23 protein-coding genes are annotated in these 23876 nt (G+C 68.7%); 12 read left to right on the top strand and 11 right to left on the bottom strand.

Annotation, left to right across the window (positions count from 1 at the left end):
• The first annotated feature begins 15 nt into the window (after nucleotides 1-15).
• Together ACFQRE_RS07615 and ACFQRE_RS07610 are read left to right on the top strand one after the other, a co-directional pair.
• Nucleotides 16-411: a MerR family transcriptional regulator gene (locus ACFQRE_RS07615; RefSeq protein WP_380120703.1), complete on the top strand. Its 396-nt coding sequence runs from the start codon at nucleotides 16-18 to the stop codon at nucleotides 409-411.
• Nucleotides 412-503: 92 nt separating this feature from the next.
• Entirely contained in the window at nucleotides 504-683 is a 180-nt protein-coding gene (locus tag ACFQRE_RS07610; RefSeq protein ID WP_380120701.1) for a hypothetical protein, read from the top strand.
• Between the two features lie 103 nt (nucleotides 684-786).
• Here ACFQRE_RS07610 and ACFQRE_RS07605 read toward each other — a convergent pair whose 3' ends face one another.
• The 4 genes from ACFQRE_RS07605 to ACFQRE_RS07590 form a co-directional block, all read right to left on the bottom strand.
• Nucleotides 787-1005 (bottom strand): hypothetical protein, encoded by a 219-nt coding sequence (locus ACFQRE_RS07605; RefSeq protein ID WP_380120699.1) that lies wholly within the window; start codon nucleotides 1003-1005, stop codon nucleotides 787-789.
• A 324-nt stretch (nucleotides 1006-1329) separates the two neighbouring features.
• Entirely contained in the window at nucleotides 1330-2058 is a 729-nt protein-coding gene (locus tag ACFQRE_RS07600) for an alpha/beta fold hydrolase (RefSeq protein ID WP_380120697.1), read from the bottom strand.
• A gap of 266 nt (nucleotides 2059-2324) precedes the next feature.
• Nucleotides 2325-2942 (bottom strand): TetR/AcrR family transcriptional regulator, encoded by a 618-nt coding sequence (locus ACFQRE_RS07595; protein WP_380120694.1) that lies wholly within the window; start codon nucleotides 2940-2942, stop codon nucleotides 2325-2327.
• Between the two features lie 34 nt (nucleotides 2943-2976).
• Nucleotides 2977-3900, bottom strand: a complete 924-nt coding sequence (locus ACFQRE_RS07590; RefSeq protein WP_380120692.1) for a PfkB family carbohydrate kinase — start codon at nucleotides 3898-3900, stop codon at nucleotides 2977-2979.
• A 45-nt stretch (nucleotides 3901-3945) separates the two neighbouring features.
• On the opposite strand from ACFQRE_RS07590, the gene ACFQRE_RS07585 reads away from it, so the two are divergent.
• Both ACFQRE_RS07585 and ACFQRE_RS07580 read left to right on the top strand, forming a co-directional pair.
• Complete coding sequence (locus ACFQRE_RS07585) at nucleotides 3946-4857, top strand: AAA family ATPase (RefSeq protein WP_380120689.1); 912 nt, start codon at nucleotides 3946-3948, stop codon at nucleotides 4855-4857.
• Nucleotides 4858-4870: 13 nt separating this feature from the next.
• Nucleotides 4871-6331, top strand: coding sequence for a VWA domain-containing protein (locus ACFQRE_RS07580; RefSeq protein ID WP_380120687.1), 1461 nt, complete (start codon nucleotides 4871-4873; stop codon nucleotides 6329-6331).
• A gap of 99 nt (nucleotides 6332-6430) precedes the next feature.
• Here ACFQRE_RS07580 and ACFQRE_RS07575 read toward each other — a convergent pair whose 3' ends face one another.
• The gene (locus tag ACFQRE_RS07575; RefSeq protein WP_380120685.1) at nucleotides 6431-7267 is read right to left on the bottom strand and encodes an aldo/keto reductase; all 837 of its coding nucleotides are present in this window, start codon (nucleotides 7265-7267) and stop codon (nucleotides 6431-6433) included.
• On the bottom strand, nucleotides 7243-8199 hold the full coding sequence (locus tag ACFQRE_RS07570) for a DMT family transporter (RefSeq protein WP_380120682.1): 957 nt from the start codon (nucleotides 8197-8199) through the stop codon (nucleotides 7243-7245). The genes ACFQRE_RS07575 and ACFQRE_RS07570 overlap by 25 nt, the downstream gene beginning before the upstream one ends.
• An 85-nt stretch (nucleotides 8200-8284) precedes the next feature.
• Here ACFQRE_RS07570 and ACFQRE_RS07565 point away from each other — a divergent pair, with 85 nt between their 5' ends.
• From ACFQRE_RS07565 to ACFQRE_RS07550, 4 genes are all read left to right on the top strand, one after another.
• A complete protein-coding gene (locus ACFQRE_RS07565) occupies nucleotides 8285-8764 on the top strand; it encodes a MarR family winged helix-turn-helix transcriptional regulator (RefSeq protein ID WP_380121634.1) in 480 nt (159 codons plus the stop codon).
• A 71-nt stretch (nucleotides 8765-8835) separates the two neighbouring features.
• Nucleotides 8836-10614: an acetyl/propionyl/methylcrotonyl-CoA carboxylase subunit alpha gene (locus ACFQRE_RS07560; RefSeq protein WP_380120680.1), complete on the top strand. Its 1779-nt coding sequence runs from the start codon at nucleotides 8836-8838 to the stop codon at nucleotides 10612-10614.
• A 304-nt stretch (nucleotides 10615-10918) separates the two neighbouring features.
• Nucleotides 10919-12847 carry a glycoside hydrolase family 16 protein gene (locus ACFQRE_RS07555; protein WP_380120678.1) on the top strand — a complete coding sequence of 643 codons (1929 nt, stop codon included), beginning with the start codon at nucleotides 10919-10921 and terminating at the stop codon, nucleotides 12845-12847.
• A gap of 81 nt (nucleotides 12848-12928) precedes the next feature.
• Entirely contained in the window at nucleotides 12929-13621 is a 693-nt protein-coding gene (locus tag ACFQRE_RS07550; protein WP_380120675.1) for a peptidylprolyl isomerase, read from the top strand.
• Nucleotides 13622-13706: 85 nt separating this feature from the next.
• On the opposite strand, the gene ACFQRE_RS07545 is transcribed toward ACFQRE_RS07550, so the two are convergent.
• From ACFQRE_RS07545 to ACFQRE_RS07535, 3 genes are all read right to left on the bottom strand, one after another.
• Nucleotides 13707-14315, bottom strand: coding sequence for an antitoxin (locus tag ACFQRE_RS07545; protein WP_380120673.1), 609 nt, complete (start codon nucleotides 14313-14315; stop codon nucleotides 13707-13709).
• Nucleotides 14316-14420: 105 nt separating this feature from the next.
• Complete coding sequence (locus ACFQRE_RS07540) at nucleotides 14421-15839, bottom strand: NAD(P)H-quinone dehydrogenase (protein WP_380120671.1); 1419 nt, start codon at nucleotides 15837-15839, stop codon at nucleotides 14421-14423.
• An 80-nt stretch (nucleotides 15840-15919) separates the two neighbouring features.
• The gene (locus ACFQRE_RS07535; protein WP_380120669.1) at nucleotides 15920-17203 is read right to left on the bottom strand and encodes a hypothetical protein; all 1284 of its coding nucleotides are present in this window, start codon (nucleotides 17201-17203) and stop codon (nucleotides 15920-15922) included.
• 262 nt (nucleotides 17204-17465) lie between these two features.
• On the opposite strand from ACFQRE_RS07535, the gene ACFQRE_RS07530 reads away from it, so the two are divergent.
• The 3 genes from ACFQRE_RS07530 (at nucleotide 17466) to ACFQRE_RS07520 (ending at nucleotide 20687) form a co-directional block, all read left to right on the top strand.
• Complete coding sequence (locus ACFQRE_RS07530) at nucleotides 17466-18299, top strand: purine-nucleoside phosphorylase (RefSeq protein ID WP_380120667.1); 834 nt, start codon at nucleotides 17466-17468, stop codon at nucleotides 18297-18299.
• A gap of 11 nt (nucleotides 18300-18310) precedes the next feature.
• Complete coding sequence (locus ACFQRE_RS07525) at nucleotides 18311-19981, top strand: phospho-sugar mutase (RefSeq protein WP_380120665.1); 1671 nt, start codon at nucleotides 18311-18313, stop codon at nucleotides 19979-19981.
• A 220-nt stretch (nucleotides 19982-20201) separates the two neighbouring features.
• Nucleotides 20202-20687, top strand: coding sequence for a DnaJ family domain-containing protein (locus ACFQRE_RS07520; protein ID WP_380120663.1), 486 nt, complete (start codon nucleotides 20202-20204; stop codon nucleotides 20685-20687).
• On the opposite strand, the gene ACFQRE_RS07515 is transcribed toward ACFQRE_RS07520, so the two are convergent.
• Nucleotides 20635-21255: a hypothetical protein gene (locus ACFQRE_RS07515; RefSeq protein WP_380120661.1), complete on the bottom strand. Its 621-nt coding sequence runs from the start codon at nucleotides 21253-21255 to the stop codon at nucleotides 20635-20637. The two genes, ACFQRE_RS07520 and ACFQRE_RS07515, sit on opposite strands and share 53 nt — an antisense overlap.
• A gap of 24 nt (nucleotides 21256-21279) precedes the next feature.
• Nucleotides 21280-21843 carry a GNAT family N-acetyltransferase gene (locus tag ACFQRE_RS07510; protein WP_380120659.1) on the bottom strand — a complete coding sequence of 188 codons (564 nt, stop codon included), beginning with the start codon at nucleotides 21841-21843 and terminating at the stop codon, nucleotides 21280-21282.
• Nucleotides 21844-22012: 169 nt separating this feature from the next.
• On the opposite strand from ACFQRE_RS07510, the gene ACFQRE_RS07505 reads away from it, so the two are divergent.
• On the top strand, nucleotides 22013-23527 hold the full coding sequence (locus ACFQRE_RS07505; protein WP_380120657.1) for an HNH endonuclease signature motif containing protein: 1515 nt from the start codon (nucleotides 22013-22015) through the stop codon (nucleotides 23525-23527).
• Nucleotides 23528-23876 lie beyond the last annotated feature (349 nt).

Raw genomic sequence — 23876 nt, 5'->3', positions numbered from 1 at the left:
GCAATACTGCCGCACATGGCAACCCTTCCCTCAGACCCCGTGACCTGGACGATCCGCCAGATCGCCGCGGAGTTCGACGTCACCCATCGCACGGTGCGCCACTACGAGGAACTCGGCCTCATCACCCCGGAGCGGGTCGGCACGACCCGGATCTATCACCGTCGCGACAAGACCCGCCTGGGCCTCATCCTGCGCGGCAAGCGCCTCGGCTTCCCGCTCGAGGAGATCCGCACGATCATCGACCTCTACGACGCTCCCCGCGGTCGCCGCAGCCAGCTCGAATACGTCCTCGGCCAGATTGACGAGCGCCGCACGGACCTCGAGCAGCGGCGTCGCGACCTGGACGACGCCATCGACGAGCTGGGGCGATTCGAGGAGTCCTGTCGCGACGACCTCGGCCGCCTGCAGTGAACACACACGGCGTATGCCGGCCCATCCCCCGAGGCGACCGCGTCGCCTAGCGTGGGTGTGAGCACCCCAGACATCATGCAAGGAGCCCTGCCATGGACAGCTCGGACGAACGATCCGCCCTCGCCTGGATCATGTCGGGCACGGTCGGCGCTGTCGTGGCCGCGGGACTGGGCAAGGTCCTGATGGACCGACGCCGCGCGCGGATCGCGGCTGACGTGGAGTCCCACACCGACTCCGACGAGCAGGCCCAGGCCGAGGGTCACCCGAGCTGACGAGCGACGGGGCCGGCACACCACGTCTGGGTGTCGTCGGCCCCGCCTTCGTCTCGTCGCCACTCGGAAGGGGTGCTGACGGCGACGAGAATCAGTTGCAGCCCTACGGAAGGGCGGGGCTGCTGATGGTGCCGCCGTTGGTGACGGTCAGTGCCGAGGTCTCATGGCAGCTGGCCGGAATGTCAGGCTGTGCAGGGTTGGTGCCGTAGAGCTGGAACGTCACGTTGCCGGCCCGGGCGCCACCTGCGGGCGCGCTGATCGTCGCGGAGTCGTTCGGCACCCAGGCCTGGCCCATGCTCATCGACGAGGCGACGCTGGACACGGTGACGTCCTCGTTGGTGTCCGTGCACAGCGCGTTGTGGGACAGCCCGTTGGTGTTGGGCAGGTTCCCGCTGTACTGGGCCGCCCAGTGATAGTTGCCGGCTGCCGTGGGGGCGAACTGGGGCGCCGGGCTGTTGTAGGTGTTGTCCTTGCAGGCCTCGCGAATGAGTTCCTCATTCCGCCTTCAGGGGGCGTCAGTGATGCACTAATGAGGAGGCCAGGTGCCGGCTACGCGCGACCTCGAGGACGCACAGTGTCATCGCCCTCGAGGTGCCGGCTCAGCGCCAGGGGTGGCTCAGCCACGAACCCCACCATGGACCTGAGTTCACCTGCCCGCAGGCGAGCTCACATTTGGCGGAGAGCGGACAACGGTCACGAAGTTCGACACCGAGGCCGTGAACTCGGCCACGCGCTCGACGACCTCCGGGTCCCAGATCACGCGCCGGTGACCGAGTCCTTCGGTGAGCACCAGCTCACTCTCGGGCCACACCTTCGCGAGGGCTCGCGATCCGGCTGAGGGCACCTCGGGGTCGTGCGCATCGTGGACCACCAGCAAGGGCGAGTGCGCACCGGCGGCAATGGCATTGCGCGTCAGACGCGTGGCCTCGAAGGCTTCGAAGGGATTTTCGAATCGGCGAATCAGCTTGCGCTCAAGCCTTTTTCGCGTGCGAGGTCCCATTCCGACGGCGCCTTGGAAGACGTCGATCATCGGCGGCACGGACGTGCCCGGCGCGATGAACACATAGGCGCCAGCGTTCAGACCGTGGACCTCGCGGGCCCACATCGTGGCCATGGCTCCGAGCGAGTGGGCCACGACCAGGTCGACTCCACCGACGTCTCGCACCACGGCGTCGAGGGCATCGGCCATTTCGAGTGCCGTGGTCGTGCGGCCGTGTCGACCATGGGGCGAGCCGCCATGGCTGGGTGCGTCGTAGGCCACCACCCGGTAGCCCTGCGCGAGCAACGGCTGGACGTGTGCCGCCAGCTGTTGCCACCAGCCACCCCAGCCGTGGACGAGGACGGCCACGGGAGCGTCGTCCGGACCGTAGGCCATTCCTTTGACGGTGATGCCGTCGCGCCGGATGACCAACGGCTGTCCTCCAACCGGCGCCCTCCGGTGGCGGTCCGCTTCCGCAGGAGGTCGGGGCAACCGGAACCACAGGTGCTCGGCGACCCTCGAGGCCAGGGCGGGAGAGAGCCGCTCAAGGGCTCCCAACGCGCGTTGGGTGCGTTCCCGTAAACGCACGGTCGTGCTTTTTTCTGAAGACATGTGAGGTGCCTTTCTCGAAAGACAGGTGGAGTGGGAGGTGGGGGTGGGCGTCAGGTGCGGACGCTGTCGAGCAACCGCTCGAACGCCCGGCCAGCCCTCTCGCTGGCGGCATCGCGCTCACCCAGCAGGCGAGCCGAGAACTGGTAGCTCAACAGGATGCCGAGCAGGTCAGCAGCGAACTCCCGAGGGTTGGCGTCGTCGCGGAAGTGCCCCTCGGCGATCCCGGACCGGAAGATGGTCTCGACGGAGTCGCGCCAGTCGAGCTGACCCTGGACGAGGGCGTCCCGCACGGGACCATCGGGTTCGTCGTCGAACTCACGAGCGGCCGTGGCGAAGATGCAACCACCGGGCATCGCGTAGTCCGCGTAGCCGGCCCACCCGAGCCAACGCTCGAACAGCACCTGGACACGAGGTTCACCCCGGGGCGCCTTGAGCGCCACCTGCACGACGTTGAGGGCGAACGAGTCGGTCGCGTAGCCGAGCGTGTCGAGCTGGAGCTGCTCCTTGGACCTGAAGTGGGCAAAGAGCCCGCTCTTGGACATCCCCATGGAGTCAGAGAGGGAGCCGATCGTGATCCCGCGCAGCCCAACGCGGCTGGACTGGACCAGCGCTTCACGCAGGACGGCGTCACGCGTCTCGAGGCCCTTGGTCATGGTCCATAAAAGCACGAACGTTCGCGTTGCCGCAAGAGTCCGCCGCGATTCAGGCGTACTCGGCGAGGAACGCGTCGATCTCGGCTGCGGTCGGTGCCGTGGCCGGACCTCGCCGGGTCACCTTGATCGCACCACCCGCGTTGGCCCGCCGGGCCGCGTCAACCCACGTCGCTCCAGCTGCCCGGCAGGCCACGAGGACACCCGTGTGGGTGTCGCCGGCACCGTTGGTGTCGACCGGCTTCTGCGGATAGCCGTCGAGGTCGGTCGTCGCCCCGACGGCGTGGACTGCGCACCCTTCGGGTCCGTCGCGCACGATGGCCACGGCCCCCTCGGGCAGGTGGTCGATGCACTTGCCGGCTGCCACGACGATGTCCGCCTCGCCGGTGAGCGCCTCGCTCTCCTCGGCGTTGCCGGTCCAGACGGTCGTCATCGCGAGCATCCTCTCGCAGACGTCATCCTCGAGCTCGGCAAAGATCGCGCCCGGGTCGAGCACGACCTCAACCCCGTTCGGGAGACCAGCGAGCCACTGCAACAAGGGATCTCGCGTCGTGCCGGTCAGGCTGTAGCCACTGACACACACCAGATCGCCCGCCGCTGGCGCACAGGTCTGCAGTGACTCCACGCTGATCACCCGCTCTGCGGCCTGGGTCGTGACGAACGTGCGCTCTGCCGTGGGTTCGAGCATGACGACACAGATCCCGGTGTCGAGATCGGGGACGATCGGACTCGAGACAACCACTCCCTCGGCACCGAGCGCGGCACGGATGAGGTCGCCGTGCGGCCCTGTTCCGGTGGCACCCGCGTGCACGCATTCGGCGCCCTGACGCGCCGCAGCGAGCAGGATGTTGACCGCTCCCCCGGCGTACTCCTGCGGCGGCGGTGCCATGACGTTGCCGCCGCGGCGCGGCAATGACGGAACCTCGACCACGACGTCAACGAGGGCCTGTGCGGTGTGGATCACCCGAGGAGCCATGGACCGCAGCGTATGCCGAGCGTTCAGGACTGCGAGGATGTCGCGGTGAGCACTTCCGCACCGACTGCGCCACCCACCCCTCGCTTCAGCTCGATCGACGAGGTGCGCGAGCGCCTGTCCCAGACCGGCTACCTCGCCTCCGACGCGATCGCCACAACGGCGTTCCTCGCCGACCAGCTCGGCAAGCCACTGCTCGTCGAGGGCCCAGCCGGGGTCGGCAAGACCGAGCTCGCCAAGGCAGTGGCCGAGGCGACGGGTGCGAAGCTCATCCGGCTCCAGTGCTACGAGGGCGTGGACGAGTCGCGTGCCCTCTATGAGTGGAACCACGCCAAACAGCTCCTCCGCATCACCGCCGAGCGTGACTCCGCTGACGGCTGGGATGCGTTGCGGGACACCATCTTCAGCGACGAGTTCCTGCTCCCCCGCCCCCTGCTCGCGGCCATCCGCAGCGACGAACCGGTCGTCCTCCTCATCGACGAGCTCGACAAGGCCGACGTGGAGATCGAGGGCCTGCTCCTTGAGATCCTCGGCGACTTCCAGGTGACCGTCCCCGAGCTCGGCACCATCACGGCAACCCACAAGCCCTTCGTGGTCCTCACGTCCAACGCAACCCGCGAACTCTCCGAGGCCCTGCGCCGACGCTGTCTCTTCCTCCACATCGACTATCCGAACGCCGAGCTCGAGCAGCGCATCGTCACGCTCCGCGCCCCCGGCCTCGACGAGGCCCTCGTCGCCTCCGTCGTCCGTCTCGTCCAGCGGTTGCGCGAACTCCGCCTGCGCAAGGCACCCTCCGTCTCCGAGACCGTCGACTGGGCGCGCACCCTCATCGCCCTCGGCGCCACCCAGGACAGCGACCTCAGCGCCGAACTCGTCCGCGACAACCTCGGCGTCCTGCTCAAGCACCAGGACGACATCGAGCGCGCGGCCATCGCCCTCGACCTGCCCGCCCCCGCCTGACCGGATCGCCACCATGTCCACCGCACTCGACTCCCGGCTCGTCGGCTTCGCCCGCGCCCTGCGCGGTCACGGCGTCATCGTCGGCACGAGCGAGATCGTCGATGCGGGTGCCGCCGCCCACGTCCTCGGGCTGGACGACCGCGGGCGACTGCGCGAGGGCCTAGCCGCTGCCCTCCTGCGCCGCGCCGGCCAACGACAGGTCTTCGACGACCTCTACGACGTGTGGTTCCCGGCCGCACTCGGCGAACGATCCGGTGTCGACGCCGATGCCCCGCCCGCCACTCTCGAGGACCGTCGCTCCCGTGCCGCCGAGCTGCGCGACGACCTCGCCCGAGCCCTGGCGGCAGGCGACGAACGCGCCCTCGACGAGCTCGCAGCCCGTGTCGTCGCCGAACTCGGAGCCCTCACCAACGCCGCCACCACCGGCTCCTTCTCGGCGCAGCAGGCGCTCGACACCCTCGCCCCCCAGACTGCCATCGCTGCGGCTCTCGCCCGCCTGCAGGACGCCGCCGAGAACGCGCCAGGGGGATCCGGCGACGGCAGCGGCGGATCGGGTGGCTCGGGCTCCGGAGTGAGTGGCCCCGCGTCCGGCAACAACTTCGCCTCGCGCTTCACCCGCGACGAGATCCGCACTGGCGTCGCCGCCTTCCGTCGCCGCGTCGAGGCCGAGACCCGCCGCCGCAACGCCGAGGCCCGTGGCGCTGAACGGATCAGCCGGTATGCCGTCCGCCCACCTGCCGAGCAAACGCCCTTCCTCCTCGCGGGGCCGGCCGAGCTCGACGAACTCCGCGGGGCGATCCAGCCGCTGTCCCGCAAACTCGCGACGCGGCTCGCCGCCCGCCGACGGCGAGCGTCGCGTGGCCGCATCGACGTGCGACGCACGCTGCGTCGCTCACTGTCCACGGGCGGCATACCCATCCGCCCCGCCCTCGAACACGACAGCCCCCACCGCCCCGACCTCGTCGTCCTCTGCGACCTGTCCTCGTCCGTCGCGGGCTTCTCGCGCTTCACGATCCTTCTCGTCCAAGCCCTCGCGACCCAGTTCCGCAGGGTGCGCATTCTCGGCTTCGTCAACCGGGTCGACGACCTCACCGACGAGATCATCGGTGCCGCACCGGGCAGCGACCTCAGCAGCGCCTTCGACGACCTCTCCCGGATGACCCGCTGGCACCGCAACAGCGACTACGGCGCGGTCTTTGCCGACGTTGTCGAGAACCACCTCGATGCCATCGGCCACCGCACCGCCGTCCTCATCCTCGGCGACGCCCGCTCCAACCACACCGATCCCCAGTTCGACATGCTCCGCGAGATCGTCGGCCACGCCCGCCACGTCTCCTGGCTCAACCCCGAACCCGCCCGCATGTGGTCCAGCGGCGACTCGGTCGCCCTGCGCTACTCCGAGATCGTCGACATGCACGAGTGCCGCAACGTCGCCCAGCTCAGAGAGTTCGTCAGCCGCCTCCTGCCCGTGTAGGCCGACCCGTTTCCCGCCGCCCCCGGAAAACGGGTCCGGAGCAAGGGAACAGTTCCCTTGCTCCGGACCTCTTTCCCGCCGCCCCCGGAAAAGGGGTGGTCAGCCGTTGAACTCATCCGGGTCGGGGCCCGTGCGGAAGCCTCGGTCCAGGGCCGCGATCTGCGCCATGTCCGCCTCGGTCAGCGTCAGCGCAGGAGCCTGGAAGTTCTCGGCGATGCGGCTCGGCGTGACCGACTTGGGGAGAACGACGAAGCCGCGGGCGAGGTGCCACGCGATGATCACCTGGGCCGGGGTGGCCTCGAGTCGGGCGGCAATGGCACCGATCACCGCGTCGTCAAGGACCTCCTTGCCGGACGCGAGCGGGCTCCAGGCCTCGGTCACGATGCCGTGCTCGGCGTTGAACTCGGCGACCTCGCGCTGCTGGAGATAGGGGTGGAGCTCGATCTGGTTGATCGCAGGCCATTCGCCGGTCTCGTCGAAGAGGCGCTGAAGGTGGTCGACCTGGAAGTTGCAGACCCCGATGGCACGCACCCGTCCGGCGTCGCGCAGGGCCTGAAGGGCCTTCCACGCGTCGACGTAGTTGTCCTGCTCCGGGAAGGGCCAGTGCAGGAGGAGCAGGTCGAGGGTCTCGAGGCCGAGCCGTTCCATGGAGCCGTTGAACGAGTCAACCGTCTCCTGCGCGCCGAACTCGGTCGGCCACACCTTGGTCGTCACGAAGATGTCGTCGCGCGGGACGTCGGTGGCTGCAAGTGCGCGCCCGACACCGGACTCGTTGTCGTAGAGCTTGGCGGTGTCGATGTGGCGGTAGCCGGTCTCGAGTGCGGCGAGGACTGCGGCGTCGACCTCGGCGTCGGGGACCTGCCACACACCGAAGCCGAGCTGGGGGATGTTGACCTGCGTCGATCCGGACTTCAGGACGATGTCGTTGATGGGCATACATCCACCGTATGCCGGGTGTGCACCTTGCGTTGACGGGTGACCCCGTGCAGGGCTGACCGCAGCTGTGGCTGAGCGAGGAGGACGCTGCCGAGGACGAGCGCCATCCCGAGCAGGTGCACGCGTCCGAATGGCTCACCCAGGAGGACGACGCCGAGGAGGGTGCCTGCGACGGGGTTGAGCAAGCCGATGACGGCGACCGCGCCAGCGCTCATCGACGCCAGCCCGCGGAACCAGGCGACGTAGGCGACACCGGAACCGAAGAGGCCGAGGTAGGCCAGGGCGAGCCAACCCGACGCCGGCAGCTGCGGTGGCGCGCCCTCGACGAGGAAGGCGACCGGGGCGAGGAGGAGCCCTCCCGCCACAAGCTGCCAGGAGGTGACGACGATGACGTTCTCCTGCGCGCTCCATCGCTTGGTGAGGACGAAGCCGGCACTGGCCGAGGTCACCGCTCCCAGGGCGGCGAGGACTCCGATGAGGTCGACGCCACCATCGCGGTTGTTCTGGAGGACGAGGAGCAGGACACCGATGGCACCCACGACAGAAGCGAGCAGCGTTGCCCTCGCGGCGCGTTCACGCAGGAAGAGCCACGCGAGCACCATCGTCACCATCGGGCTGATCGCGGTGAGGGTCGCGCCGAGCCCGCTGGGCAGACGGACTGCCGCGACGTAGAGCAGGCCGAAGAAGAGGCCCATCGTCAGCGATCCCAGGACGAAGGAGCGCCACCACCACGAGCCCCGCGGGAGCCGTCGATGCCACGCCAGCATGAGGAGCCCGACCGGGAGGACGCGCATCACCCCAGCGAACAGCGGACGGTCAGCCGGGAGATAGAGGTGCGTCACGGCATACGTGGATCCCCAGACGATCGGAGCGATCGCGGTGACGGCGACGAGAGCCAGTCCACCCAGCTTCTTCCCGGAAATAGTTTCCACGGAAGAGATAATACCTTCCGGGGAAGGTATATTCCAGTCCGTGCCCGAGAACCAGCGCGAGAACCAGCGCGAGAACCTGCCCGACATGGCAGACCAGGTGGTCGCCCAATGGCGTGCCGAACGCCCCGACCTCGACCCGACCCCGTTCCTCGTCATTGGGCGGATGCACCGCGTCGCCAACGCCCTGACCACCGAGCTGGTGCGCGTCTACAACGAGTTCGGGCTGGGCGAGGGCGAGTTCGACGTCCTCGCGACACTGCGGCGGCAGGGCGGCGAGTTCGCCCTCACTCCCTCCGACCTCTCCGACTTCACCGTCGTGACATCTGGCGCCGTGACCAAGCGCGTCGATCGCCTCGTCACGCTCGGACTCGTCGAGCGCCAGCCCAGCGGAACCGACGGCCGTTCGCGGCTCGTGGCCCTCACCCCTGCAGGCAAGAAGCTCATCGACAAGGCGTTCGCGGCCCACATGGCCAACGAAGCCCGGCTCATCGAGGCCCTCTCCCCCGCCGAACGCGCCGGCCTCGAGCGCGGCCTGCGCGTCCTCGCCCAGTCCCTCGGAGTCTGAACCCGCAGGTGTGACGCACCCCGCGCCACCACGGCCCGCGCGCGCTCCGGCGACCTACTACAGTCCGGGTCATGGCCATCAGCAAAGTCCTCATCGCCAACCGTGGCGAGATCGCCGTCCGCATCGCTCGCGCCTGCAAGGACGCCGGCATCGGCTCCGTCGCGGTCTACGCCGAGCCCGACCGTGACTCCCTGCACGTCAAGGTCGCCGACGAGGCCTTCGCGCTCGGCGGCACGACCCCCGCGGACTCCTACCTCCTGCAGGACAAGCTGATCGAGGTCGCCAAGGAGGCCGGCGCCGACGCGGTGCACCCCGGCTACGGCTTCCTCGCCGAGAACGCCGAGTTCGCGCAGAAGGTCATCGACTCCGACCTCGTCTGGATCGGTCCCGGTCCCGCCGCGATCGACTCCCTCGGCGACAAGGCCAAGGCCAAGCACATCGCCGTCAAGGCGAACGCGCCCCTGGCCCCCGGCACCAAGGACCCGGTCAAGGACGCTGACGAGGTCGTCGCCCTGGCGAAGGAGTTCGGGCTCCCCATCGCGATCAAGGCGGTCTACGGCGGCGGCGGTCGCGGCCTCAAGGTCGCCCACACTCTCGAGGAGATCCCCGAGCTGTACGACTCCGCTGTCCGCGAGGCCGTCACCGCCTTCGGCCGTGGCGAGTGCCTCGTCGAGAAGTTCCTCGACAAGCCGCGCCACGTCGAGACCCAGTGCCTCGCCGACCAGCACGGCAACGTCGTCGTCGTCTCGACCCGCGACTGCTCCCTCCAGCGGCGCAACCAGAAGCTCGTCGAAGAGGCCCCCGCGCCCTTCCTCACCGACGAGCAGAACGCCGAGCTCGTCCGCGCCTCCAAGGCCATCCTGCGCGAGGCCGGCTATGTCGGCGCCGGGACCTGCGAGTACCTCGTCGCCCACGACGGCACGATCAGTTTCCTCGAGGTCAACACGCGCCTCCAGGTCGAGCACCCCGTGACCGAGGAGGTCACCGGCATCGACCTCGTGCGCGAGCAGTTCCGCATCGCCGACGGCGAAGAGCTCGGCTACGACGACCCCGCGCCCATCGCGCACTCCTTCGAGTTCCGCATCAACGGCGAGGACGCAGGCCGCAACTTCATGCCCGCCCCCGGCACCGTGTCCCGCATGGTCGTCCCCCAGGGCCCGGGCGTGCGCTGGGACGCCGGCATCGTCGAGGGCGACACCGTCGCCGGGGCGTTCGACTCGATGATCGCCAAGCTCATCGTCACCGGCCGCACCCGTCACGAGGCCCTCGCCCGCTCCCGCCGCGCGCTCGCCGAGCTCGAGGTCGACGGCATGCCGACGGTCCTGCCGTTCCACCGCGCCATCGTCTCCGACCCCGCGTTCGCGCCCAAGGGTGACGCCGCCTTCACGATCCACACGCGCTGGATCGAGACCGAGTTCGACAACCAGATCCCGGCCTACTCCGGCGACGCAGCCACGGCTGACGGCGCCGAGGAGCACGGCGAGCGTCAGCGCGTCACCGTCGAGGTCGGCGGCCGTCGCCTCGAGGTCGTCCTCCCCGCAGGGCTCTCGCTCGGCGGTGGCGGTGGTGGCGCCGCCAAGAAGAAGGCGCCCAAGCGCTCCGGCGGCAGCAAGGCCGGTGCTGCGGCGTCGGGCGACTCGCTCACCGCACCGATGCAGGGCACCATCGTCAAGGTCGGCGTCGAGGAAGGCGCCACCGTCGAAGCCGGTGACCTCGTCGTCGTGCTCGAGGCCATGAAGATGGAGCAGCCGATCACGGCCCACAAGGCCGGGACCATCAGCGGCCTCACCGCCGAGGTTGGCGCCACGGTGACCAACGGTGCCGTCCTCTGCGAGATCAAGGACGCCTGACCACACCCCACGCGCCCAGCCAGTCATCGACGCGGCGCCGACCCTGCTCACCGAGCGGGATCGGCGCCGCAGCTCTAGCGGTTGCCGCGGGGGTCGCGGTCAATGATGATGCGGGTGTGCGGGTTCTGGAGGGAGCCTGCGTGCTTGTCTCGGGAGGGTTCATCGTGTCGCTCGTCGTGTTGTGCTCGTGCGCGCCCACGCCCGCTCCCACCTCGACCACGTGAGGTTCCCGACCAGGCGCTGACATCGACTCGACCACCAGGCACCGGTGACCCCGGAACCTCTCTCGGAAAGCAGGATCGCGTTGTCCAGACGTAGATCACTCATGCTCGCGGCCACCGTCGCACTGGCCAGCCTCATCGGGCTGCCGTCGCCGGCTCAGGCCGTCACCAAGACCACCACCGGTTCCATCAACGCGCCCACCGTGGCGACGTGGGACAACAACTTCTCCGTGAGCGGCAACCTGAACCCCGGCTGCGCCGGGCGCCCGGTCGTCCTGCGTGACAACGCCACGAACGCGGTACTCGCCAGCACCACGACCGGCAGTGCCGGCTACTTCTCGTTCGTGAACTACCCGAACCCGAGCACCCGGACCTACAACATCCGCTCGGCCGGGTTCGACTGTGGTCGCGACCGGCACACGCAGTGGGACTCCGGGGCGTTCACGGTGGGCCAGTTCCAGCGCACCTCGATCACCACCAACGGCACGATCAACGCGCCGGCCATGAACAACGTCGACGGCAGCTTCACGGTCAGCGGCAACCTGAACCCGGGTTGCTCCGGTCGCCCGGTGTCGCTGTACCAGCACACCACCGCCGGCAACACCTGGATCACCGGCACCAACACCGGCCCGAACGGCTACTTCTCGTTCGTGAACGTGCCCAACCCGAGCGGTTCTGAGTGGCACGTCTTCTCGGCTGGCTTCGACTGCGGCGTCACCGACCGGCACGAGCACTGGACCTCGCCCAGCTTCCGGGTCGTGGCGGGGGAATATCCCACCACCTTCACTTCGACGTCGACCCCGGAGTACACGGAGTCCGGTGAGCAGTGGGTCAACCTGGGTGGCACGCTGTCGATCGGCAGCCCGGGCCGCACGGTCTCGCTCTACACGATGGAGAACGGCGTCCCCAAGCAGGTTGCCGGCACCACGATCGACGGCAACCGGGGATTCACGTTCAGGATCCAGGTGCCGGTGGTCACGACGTACTGGTTCTACTCGTCCGCCGAGGACCGCCCCGGTGTCACCTACAAGAGCGCGAAGTCGGCGGAGTTCACCGTGAAGTCCCTGCGGCTCTGGGACGACTTCAACGGGTATGCCGACTCCACCAATCCTCAGGATCTCGTGCAGAACACGGCCGGCCCGGGTGCCAAGTGGGTGCTCCGCCAGCCTGACTTCCTGCCGGGCAACCGCAGCCTCCAGAAGTCCGACACGCGCGGCTTGGGCATCGGTCTCGTCGACGGGTCGACCACCAACAAGAGCCTGCGCCTCAAGGTCGTCGACGCCAACGACGCGGAGCCGGGCACCGGGCTCCGCCGTCACCTGGTCGGCCACATCGGCAGCGCCAACGCGATGCCGGCGTACGGCCATCTCGAGGCCAAGATCAAGTTCCACAAGCCGAAGGGCGCGCACGCGTCGCTCTGGCAGACCAGCGGCTACGGGGACGGCCAGGCGGAGCTCGACGTCGTCGAGTGGTTCGGGGAGCGGGAGGGCACCACCCAGCGGGTGCAGCACACTGTCCATGTCGGCTCCAAGGTCGACACGAACGAAGACGGCTGCACGACCTACACGATGACGCCCGTCGAGGCCTGCTCAGGCGACACCTTCAAGGGAACGGACACCGAGCAGTTCCCCGAGTTCACCGAGAACCAGGGCGACGGGTCCTTCGGCGCCAACCCGGTGAGCTTCGGCGAGGCCAACACCTGGTGGTCCAGCTGGCACACCTACGAGGCGTCGTGGACGCAGTCGGAGTACCGGTTCTACATCGACGGGGTGCTGGTCAACGTGCTCAAGCGTGACTATGAGTCGACCAACCCCATGCACAGCAAGTTCGGCACGAACACCACCCTGGTGCCGAACGACGTGCTCGCCACCGCCAACCAGCCCGGTCAGGTGATCCTGTCCAACCTGGTCAACAACGGCACCGAGCGCGACAACCTGATGGCTCACTTGGGAAGCGGTGGCTCGTACGGCGACTTCACCACCGAGGTCGACTGGGTCCGCGTCTGGCGCTGACCTGATCGACGGATGGCCTCATCGACGCGGCGCCGACCTGTCCACCGAGCGGGATCGGCGCCGCGTCGCTACGTTCGTGGGATGAGACTTCTCTCCAGCACCGTTCGACGCACCCTCTCCACGACGTGCGTGGTCGGCACCCTCGCGGCGGCCGCAGCGATTCCCGGCGGCACGGCATACGCGGCTTCTGAGCAGGCAAAGCCACCGGCGATCTGCGAGTTCCGGCCCACACCGGATCGTCCCGCGGCGCGCCCCGTCGACCTACCGAAGGCCAAGCAGAAGTCCCACGGCACGGTCGACGTCGAGATCGCGACGAACTACGGACCCATGGTCTTCCGCCTCGATCGCGAGCTCGCGCCCTGCGCCGTGGGAAGCCTCGCCCACCTCGCCAAGGCCGACTTCTACGACGCGAGCCAGTGCTTCCGCCTGACGAACTCGGCTCGCCTCGGCGTCCTGCAGTGCGGGGACATCTACCGGCAGGAGGAGGGTGGCCCGGGCTACGAGTTCGACGACGAGGTCACTTCGTCACTCACCTATCCGCGTGGCACGATCGCCATGGGCAACCAGGGGCCGGGGACCAACGGCAGTGAGTTCTTCGTGGTCCACAGCTTCGCCAACATCTCGCCGAACTACACGGTGATGGGCCACCTGCTCAGTGGGTTCGAGGCGCTCGATGCCATCGTCGCAGCCGGCATCGCAGACACCGACCTTGATGGGCCGCCCGCCCGGCCCGTGTGGATCACGGACGTGAGCGTGGTCGGCCAGCGCGGCTGAGCTCGCCTGTCGCACAACACAGACGCGCGCCCCGTATGCCGGTCAGCTGGCTTACGGGGCGTGCGTGCGTTGCGCTGTGGTTGCGTCAGCGGGGGGTGTCGTCCTGACCGAGGTCCAGGGTCTCGCCACCGTCGGCGGGCTGGGAGCCACCGGGCGTCGTCGCCGAACCCGGGTCACCCTGCTGCGTCGACCCACCCTGGGGAAGCCCACCGGACTCACCCTCGCTCGGGGAGCCCTGGCCCTGCGGCTCGGCGTTCGGCGGGGGGAAGGACGGGTCACTCGGCGCGTCGGCCCCCTCGCCCGGGATGGTGGACGGGGCGGTGGTGTCCGGCACGCTGCCGGGGTCCAGGGGAGCGGTCGGGTCCTCCTGCGGCTGCGGGTCGCCGGTGCCGGGGCTCGGGTTCGGCACGGGGACCTCGGACGGCTGCTCGGGGGCACCCGGCTCGGCCGGCGTGGTGGGGATGGCTCCCGGGTCGGCGGGCGGCGTGCCGGGATCGCCCGGCGTGGGGGTGCTCGGTGTGGTGGGTTCGGAGGGAGTTGGTGCGGTGGGCTCGGCCGTGCCTCCCGTCCTCTGGTCGAGCAGGTCCTCGACCTTGTCGATGGCGCTGCGCGCGGTGTCGGGATTGTCCTGGGCGTAGTCCTTGGCCTTGGTGAAGGCCTCGTCGCCGCTGATCGGCTGCTTCTGGTCACTCATCGTGAATCTCTCCCACGGTGTCGGGGTTCGGATGATCCCAAACTAGCCACGCGTGGCACCGAAGTGGGGCTTGGCAACCGCCCTGTCCTCACCTCGACACGGCAGTCAGATGCCGGTCGTGTGGAGCCGTCTGGCCGCCTCGGCGATCGAGCCGGAGAGTGACGGATAGACCGTGAAGGTGCTCGCGAGCTGGTCGACGTTGAGCCGGTGGTGCACGGCCAGGGTCACCGGGAAGATCAGCTCGGATGCGCGCGGCGCCACGACGACTCCACCGATGACCGCGCCAGAACCCTTCTGCGCGAACAGTTTCACGAAGCCATCAGTGATGCCCGACATCTTGGCGCGGGGGTTGCGTGACAGCGGGAGCATGACGACGTCGGCGTCGGCGGTGCCGTCGTCGATGGCCTTCTGGGAGATGCCGACGGTCGCGATCTCGGGGTCGGTGAAGATGTTGGCCGAGACGACTCCGAGGTTGAGAGGGGCCACGGCGTCACCGAGGGCGTGCGACATCGCGATACGACCCTGCATTGCTGCCACGGACGCAAGGGGAAGGACCCCGGTGCAGTCGCCGGCGGCATACACGCCCCTGATGGAGGTGCGGGAGACACGGTCCACCGCGATGTGGCCGGACTCCGTGAGCTCGACGCCCACGTCCTCGAGTCCCATGCCCGAGGTCTGCGGGATGGAGCCGACGGCAAGCAGGGCGTGCGATCCCTCGACCTCACGACCGTCCACGAGCTTGACGACGACACCGTCACCACGGCGTTCGACTGCCGCCATGCGTGACTGTCCGAGGACCTCCATGCCACGACGCTTGAAGACGTCCTCGATGACCGTGGCGGCGTCCGGGTCCTCGCCCGGGAGAACGCGATCGCGCGAGGACACGAGGACCACGTCCGAGCCGAGCCCGAGGTAGGCCTGGGCCAGTTCGGCACCGGTGACACCGGAACCAACGACGATCAGTCGCTCGGGAAGGGCGTCGAGCTCATAGATCTGCTGCCAGGTGAGGATGCGTTCGCCGTCCGGCTCCGCGGTTCCCATGGTGCGGGGGGTGGCGCCGGTGGCGATGAGGACGACATCGGCGTCGACGAGCTCGGTCGTACCGTCCGCGAGCGTCGCCTCGACGCGCGTCGCGGACAGGAGGCGACCGGTGCCGGGCAGGACGCGCACACCGACCTCGGCCACGCGTTCGCCGATGTCGCGGCTCTGGGCCGCAGCCAAGTCCTTGACGCGCGAGTTGACCTCTGCCAGTTCGGCCTTGGCGTCGCTGACCGCGTCGCCCTCGCCGTCCTCGAGGTGAACCCCGAGGTGGGCCGCGGTCTCGAACTCCGACATGTAGTCGGCCGTCGAGATGAGCGTCTTCGACGGGACGCAGTCGGTCAGCACCGCCGCGCCGCCCAGCCCGTCGCGGTCGACGATCGTGACCTCACCCCCGAGCTGAGCTGCCACGAGGGCCGCCTCATACCCGCCCGGCCCCCCACCCACGATGACCACTCGACTGCTTCGCGCATTCACGACAACCATCCAACCATTCCTCGAGCAGCCCCGAGGACACGAGAGAGGCGCCGCACCCGGGAGGGGAGTACGGCGCCTCACTCAGCTCATCAGGCTCGCGAGCCCCTGCGACGCGCGACCATCACGACACCGCCACCGAGGGCGAGCAGTCCCATGGCCAACAGGCTCAGGGGAAGAGTGTCTCCCGCACCGGTGTAGGCGAGCGGCGGGTAGGACGGACGCGGGGTCGGCGTTCCGGTGGGCGTCGGAGCGGGGGTCGAACCCTCTTCGCACTCCTGCGCCTCGGTCAGCACGACGTCCCACGAGGACGTCCCGGTGAGCGTGTAGCCCTCCGACGCGGCGGCCGTGATCGTGACGTCGGCCGGTCCCTCGTAGGTGCCCGGCTCAAGCTCCTCGTCCTCGACGAAGTAGGACACGCCCTCGATCTCGGGGATCGTCACGGTGCCGTTGACCTCGCACTCGTCGGACTGGCTGATTTCGGGAGCAACCGGGGTGACCAGGGTGTCGCAGACCTCGGCGGGAGCGACGTCGATCGGGAACTCGGTCTTCGCGCCCTCCACCAGCTCAAATCCGTCCTGGACCTCAACCTTGATGACGCCCTTGAGTGGACCGGTGAGGGTCTGACCCGAGACATCCTTGCCGTCCCACAGGTAGTGCACGCCCTCGGTGGTGGGGACGGTCACCGCGCCCTCGACATCGCACTTGTCGGACTGGGTGATCTGGGGGACAACCGGGGTCACCACGGTGTCACAGACCGCTGCGGGCGCGACCTTGACCGGGAACTCGGACTTCGCGCCCTCGGACAGGACGAATCCGTCCTTGACCTCAACCCTGACCACACCATCGAGCGGACCGGTGAGGGTCTCTCCCGAGACGTCCTTGCCGTTCCAGAGGTAGCGAACGCCCTCGGTGCTGGGGACAGTCACCGTGCCCTCGACATCGCACTCGTCCGCCTGGGCAATCCGGGGAGCGACCGGAGTCGTCGCCTTCTCCGGCGGAGTGCACTCACCCGGGAGGGACACGCGACCCGAGGCCGACGCCTTGAAGCCATCGGCCCAGGTGCCGTTCACGTTGAGCGACGCAACGGAGCCGCCGACGGGAATGCCGCTCTGGGTCGCGGTGATGGAGGTGTTTCCCTTCCCGGACGTGGAGGCAATCTGGGCCGGCAGGCCAGCCAGACTGCCTCCGCCGGTCGCCTGACCGGTCACGTCAACTGCGACCGCGTAGTCGTTCTGGATCTTCCACGAGACGGTGATCGTCCCGTCGACGGCACACTGCGCGACACCGCTCACTGCGGTCGCGTGTGCGGAGGCGCTTGTCGCGCCGACCACACCCATGGTTCCGGCCACGGCACATGCCACGGCGGCTCTCATCAACTTCTTCACTCTGTCCTACCCTTGCGTTCGGTAACGATGGATGGGGAGGCAGGCGAAAGCCAGGTCCAACTACCCCGCGCGATGGCGACATGAGCCCCGGGGGAGAACCTATGGACGCACCTCGCCCAACGCATGAAAGTTCAACTGCTTCGTGGAGAGACCATCCGATGAGATGGCACGCGGCGCCCGATCGGACCAGTCAGGCATGGTCACCTGCCGGGCGGCCCGTCGACCCGCGATCACTGGGTAGCCTGACCCGGTGACTGACGCGACAAACCCCCTCTTCGACCCCTCCTCCGACCCCTTCGCAGTGGCCGGTGCGGCGGCTGCGGTCATCCGCGAGCGCACCGGCGTGGAGAGCCATCACGTGGCCCTCGTCCTCGGCTCCGGCTGGGGCCAGACCGGTGACCTCATCGGCGAGACGCTGACCGAGATCGAGAACACCGATGTGCCCGGCTTCGGCAAGGCTGCCGTCGCTGGCCACTCGGGGACGATGCGCTCGGTCGCCATTGGTGACACCGGTCGTCGCGCACTGGTCTTCGGCACCCGCACCCACTTCTACGAGGGCCACGGCGTGCGTGCGGTCGTCCACAACGTCCGGACCGCAGCGGCCCTGGGTTGTCGCACCATCGTCCTCACCAACGGCTGCGGTGGCCTGCGCGAGGAGTGGCCTCCCGGGACGCCCGTCCTCATCCGCGACCACATCAACCTCACCGCGCACTCCCCCATCGAGGGCGCGAACTTCGTCGACCTCACCGACGTCTACACCCCGCGGCTGCGCGACCTGGCCCGCGAGGTCGACGGCGGCCTCGACGAGGGCGTCTATGTCCAGTTCCGTGGACCGCACTACGAGACCCCGGCCGAGGTGCAGATGGCTCGGATCATCGGCGGCGACCTCGTCGGCATGTCCACCTCGCTCGAGGCCATCGCCGCCCGCCAGAGCGGCATGGACGTCCTCGGCATCTCGCTCGTGACCAACCCGGCAGCCGGCATCTCCAAGACCCCGCTCAACCACGAAGAGGTCCTCGAGGCCGGCAAGGCTGCGGCCGAACGCTGCGGCCAGCTCCTCGCAGCTGTCGTCGCGAAGATCTGAGAGGCCTCGACATGACGGCTACCGACACCCAGGTGGCTGCGGCCATCGAGGCGGCTCGCGCGTGGGCCGCTGACGACCCGGACACCCAGACCATGGCCGAGCTCGAAGCCGTCATCGAGGCGGTCGGTGCTGGTGACTCAACCGCGACCGACGACCTCCTCGACCGCATGTCGGGGCTGCTCCAGTTCGGCACCGCCGGCCTTCGCGGCGCCCTCGGCGGTGGACCGAACCGGATGAACCGCTCGGTCGTCATTCGAGCGGCAGCCGGCATCACGGCATACCTGAAGAAGACTGTGCCAGAACCGTTTGTGGTCATCGGTTTCGATGCGCGGTTCAACTCCGACGTCTTCGCTCGTGACACTGCGGCGGTCGTCCTCGGTGCCGGTGGGCGCGCCTCCGTGCTGCCACGGCCGCTGCCGACACCCGTTCTCGCGTATGCGATTCGGCACCTCGGTGCGGACGCGGGCATCATGGTCACCGCGAGCCACAACCCGCCGCAGGACAACGGCTACAAGGTCTATCTCGGTGACGGCTCGCAGATCGTGTCCCCGTCCGATGTCGACATCGCTGCCGAGATCTCGCGCATCGAGCGGACTCTTGACGTTCCCCTTGCGGACGACGGCTGGGAGACGCTCGACGACGACGTGCTCGAGAGCTACCTGACGCACGTCATCGACGTCGTGTCGCCCGAGTCTCCGCGCGATCTGGTCGTCGTGCACACCGCGTTGCACGGCGTGGGTTCCGAGACCGTCGCACGTGCCTTCGTCGCAGCCGGGTATGCCGCTCCGCTCCAGGTCCCGAGTCAGGCGGAGCCAGATCCGCTGTTCCCGACAGTGCCGTTCCCGAACCCCGAGGAGCCGGGCGCCATGGATGCCGCGCTCGAGCTCGCCGAGCAGACGGGGCCCGACGTCGTCATCGCCAACGACCCCGACGCCGACCGATGCGCTGTCGCCGTGCCGGGTCCGGGTGGCTGGCGGATGCTGCGCGGCGACGAGGTCGGAGTGCTGCTGGGGGCGCACCTCCTCGACGCTGGCGTGCCCTCGGATGCCGTGTTCGCGAACTCGATCGTGTCGTCCCGGATGCTCGCGACCGTATGCCGTTCGCTCGGCATCGCTCACGAGGAGACTCTGACGGGGTTCAAGTGGATCTCGCGTGTGCCGGGGCTGCGTTATGGCTATGAGGAGGCGCTGGGCTATTGCGTCGACCCGGAACAGGTGCGCGACAAGGACGGCGTCTCTGCTGCGCTTGTCGTGGCCGAGATCGCAGCGTCGCTCAAGGCCTCCGGAGGGTCCATCACCGAGCGGCTCGACGAACTCGCCGTGAAGCACGGGGTGCACGCGACCGATGGGTTCTCGGTGCGCGTCGAGGACCTCACCCTCATCGGCCAGATCATGGCCCGCCTGCGCGCTCAGCCGCTGAGCACCGTTGCAGGAGTGGAGGTTTCGCGCGTCGACGACCTAGCTGCCGGCGACGGTGGGCTTCCCCCGACCGAGGGCCTGCGCTACTTCTTGGCCGACGATTCTCGGGTCATCGTGCGCCCCTCGGGGACAGAGCCGAAGCTCAAGGTCTACCTCGAGGTCATCGAGGCTGTCAGTGACGACGACCTGGCCGGCGCGCGGTCGCGTGCCGCCCAGCGACTGGCCGGCATGAAGTCCGACTTCGAGGCCGCTACCGCTCTCTGACTCATTGGCGCCAGCAGGGTCCACCGAGAGGTGGAGGCGCATCCCGTCGAGGATGGGCGGGCTGGAGGCAATGCAGGGGGAACACATCCCGCTCACCGAAGGAGAACACGAGTGCTGGTGGGATTCTGGTGGGCGTTCGGCAGGGGCTTCCTGGGCAACTCGGACGACAAGGACCCGAACCCGAACGCCTGACCCAGGCGGTTCGGTTCACACTGGGGTCATGGCTTTTCACGAGTCGTGGGTCGACAAACAGATCCGTGAGGCGCAGGAGCGCGGCGAGTTCGACAACCTGCCCGGTGCCGGCAAGCCCCTGGAGGGGCTCGACGACCCCGATCCTGACTGGTGGGTCAAGAAGATGATGGCGCGCGAAGGCCTTGACGCTTCTGACGCGCTGCCTCCCGTGATGATTCTGCGGCGCGAGCACGCGAGCTTCCCCGAGTCGTTGCTGGACGTCCGGACCGAGGACGGAGTGCGTGAGGTGCTGCGTGACTACAACCTGCGGGTGGTCGATGATCGCCGCCGACCAGCCTTCGGCAAGGAGTCACCGGTGTGGGCACCGACCGTGGAGATCGAGCCGATGGTCGAGCGATGGCGGGAGCTGAGGGCCGAGCGGGCTGCTGCAGCTGCAAGGGCAGCCGTTGCGGCGGCGGCCGTCAGCGAACCGGCGCCACCTCGGAAGCGGTGGTGGCAGCGGCACGGGACCTGACGGCATACGTCAATCCGACCAGGCCGAGGAGCGTCAGGATGACCGCGGCCGCAGGGTTGGACATCTTCACGGGCCAGGAGTCCAGAGCGGATGACTGCCACCACCCCGCAGACCAGGGTTCGACGACTGCCCCGAGGGGCACGACCAGCCGGGCCGCGACGCCCCACCGTGTCCGCGATCGACCCAGCGCGCCGACGAGCCCCAGCGGTGCACCGGTCAGGATCGCCGCGACGAACCAGAAGAGATTCGAGCTGAACGAACCGGCCGGCATGAGGCCCGTCAGCTCGCCCAGGCCGTAGTGCACGACGAGCGCTCCCGTACCCGCCAGCATCCCCGTGATGGCTGCCGGGCCGGGGCGGCGCATCACGGCGCCTGCGAGAACCGAGACGCCGGCCCAGGCCGTACCGGAATTGAGCAGCAGGCTGAAGGTTCGCCGAACCGCGAAGAACTGCTCCTGCTCTCCCGACAGCTGCTCGATGGTCGTGATGTTGACGACGAGGGACGCGACCCCCAGAAGCGCCACGGCCAACCCCACCCATGACGCGCGTCGCGCCTGCTCCCCCATCACCCGGCCAACCCTATTCGTGATATCTCACTCGAGGTGGCGGGAGAACCAGGAGTGGCGGGTCAGCGCGTATTCGACCTCACCGTCAGGCTCGTCCCACGAACGGACGAACCTCATGCCGACGGACTCCATCACCGCTCGCGAGCCCACGTTGTCCGTCACCGCCTGCGCGATGACACGTTGCAGCCCGAGGTCCTCGAAGCCGTGGCGGAGCAGCTCGCGCGAACCCTCGCTCGCGAGACCCTGTCGCCAGAAGCGGCGGTGAAGTCGATAGCCCAGCTCGGCGACGCCGGGTGTCGTCCGCCAGTCGCCCTGATCCGGTCCGTGCAGGGGCCCGAGGATCCACCAGCCGACGAAGTGTCGACCTGGTTCGTCCCTGGCGAAGCCGGCCCAGAAGCCGAGGCCGTCGACCTGGCGTCCCCGCTCCATGCGTTGGGCGTGAGAGGCAAGCACCTCCGCACGGGTACGCGCGCGGCCCCAGATGTAGTGGGTCACCTCGGGGTCGGCGTCGAGATCGATCTCGTCGGCGAGGTGTTCGTCGCTGAGTGGAACGAGGTCGAGCCGCGCGGTGTGCAGGGGAATCTGGGGCACAGCTTGATGTGCCCGCCGATGCGGGTTGTGCGCGACTGGATTTCGCGCTCGTCCCATCAGGCACACGCGTCACGTTGCATCGTATTCCGAAGCAAATGCCCTGTGCTACAACCGAATTCGCGTGTGGACAACCGCTTGAGTGTCGGCGAACAGGTGTACGATGAGAGGTATGGAGGGGACACCATTCAGCGCAGGGCCTGAGGTTCAGGTCCGCTCCTTCCTGTCCTCTTTGGCCACTGTCGATCCCGCGGGTTTGACCGAGGCGGAGCGGGCCGAGGTGGTTGCTGCGCTCGAGGCGTTGAAGGGTGGCGCGGCTGCGGCGCAGGCTCGGGTGACGGCGGCTGCAGTGGTGGACCGAGAGGCGTTGGGTGAGGACTCGCGCAGTGTGCGCGCTGACCTGGCGTTGGCACGTCGGTGCTCTCCGACCTTGGCGGATCAACACGTGGGTGTCGCGAAAGCGCTCGTGGGCGAGATGCCCGAAACGATGGCTGCGTTGACCCGCGGTGAGCTCAGTGAGAAGCGGGCGGGGATCCTCGTCCGGGAGACCGCCTGCCTGTCGCGCGAGCACCGCGCGGAAGTCGATCGTCGCTTGGCCGCGACGATGACGTCGCTGGGTGACAAGGCGTTGGCTGGTGCGGCCCGTCGGGTGGGTGCCGAGCTGGATGCCGAGAGCCTCGCCGAGCGGAACCGGCGGGCAGTCGCGTCTCGTCGCATGAGTGTGCGCCCGGCACCGGATGGCATGGCCTGGTTGTCGATCCTGGGACCGATGAAGGACATCATCGGAGCCCACGTCGCCCTGCTGGCCGAGGAAGGACGACGTCACGTCATCGACCCCGACCTGCCCGCCGACCAGTGGGACGCCGCCGTCGCCGCCGCGAAGGCCGACACCCGCGGCAAGGGTGCCTGGTTGGCCGACCGCGCCCTGGAACTCCTCTCCGGTCGTGCCAAGGGGCAGCCGCAACCGGTCGAGGTCAACCTCGTCATGACCGACACAGTCCTGCTCCCGGCAGCGTTCGGTGGGCAGGCCCCCGCCGATGACGTCGCCGTCATCCCGGGCTGGGGTGTCATGCCCGGCGCCGAAGCTCGCGCCCACATCGCCGCCCTCCTCGACCGCTCCGACATCGATCCGACGAGCGGCGCCGGGACCACTGGCGACACCGGCGCGTTCGTGTGGCTGCGGCGACTGTTCACCGACCCCACGGGTCGCGACCTCGTCGCCCTGGACTCCTCGCGTCGCCGCTTCCAAGGCGGCTTGCGGAAGTTCGTCGAACTGCGCGACCCCACGTGCCGCGTCCCCTGGTGCGACGCCCCCGCGATCGAAACCGACCACGTCCACGCCGTCCACGACGGCGGCGACACGACCGGAGCCAACGCCGGCGGCTTGTGCAAACGCCACAACCTCGTCAAAGAAGAAGTGGGCTGGTACTTCACCGTGCGCTCGACCGGGCTCGACGGAACCAGACCACACGGCATACGCATCCAGACCCCCACAGGCAGGGTCCACGACTCGACCGCGCCACCGATCCTCGGCCAAGGCTGGATCGCGCCCGAAACCGTTCCTGACGACTGGACGAATGACGTCCACCTCCAGGACCTGCCCCTGCCCGAAGACCCCTGGGGCGGATGGATCCCCGACCCACCCGAGGACTGGTTCCCTCAGGACACCGAACTGCAGGTGGCCTGAACGCTCAGCCGAACACAGCCAGAAGGAATGGAAAGCCAATGGCGAACGCCGGCACAGAGCGCAAGGACGACCCACAACCACGTGGCTGTGGGCGCCTGCTGCGGGTGAGGCCGATCGCACCGGGCAGGAAGCTCCACTGCGGCTTGGCGTAGCAGACCGGCACCATTTCGCCCGCAGGCACATCGACCGCGAGCGACGCGCGACCGAAGGTGGACACGTAGCGGACCCCGACATCGAGCACGTGGCGACCCGCAGTGGTGTCGATGGAGTTGGTGCCCCACACCCATGGCGCAGGGACGGGCTGCCCACGAGTCGGACCACGGGTCGATATGCACCACTGGTACCGCGC

Source organism: Knoellia pratensis, assembly GCF_042666395.1.
In the GTDB taxonomy this organism is placed as follows: Bacteria; Actinomycetota; Actinomycetes; order Actinomycetales; family Dermatophilaceae; genus Knoellia; species Knoellia pratensis.
Note: the sequence above shows the minus strand (reverse complement) of the source record. Positions and strands in the feature narration are given on the sequence as shown.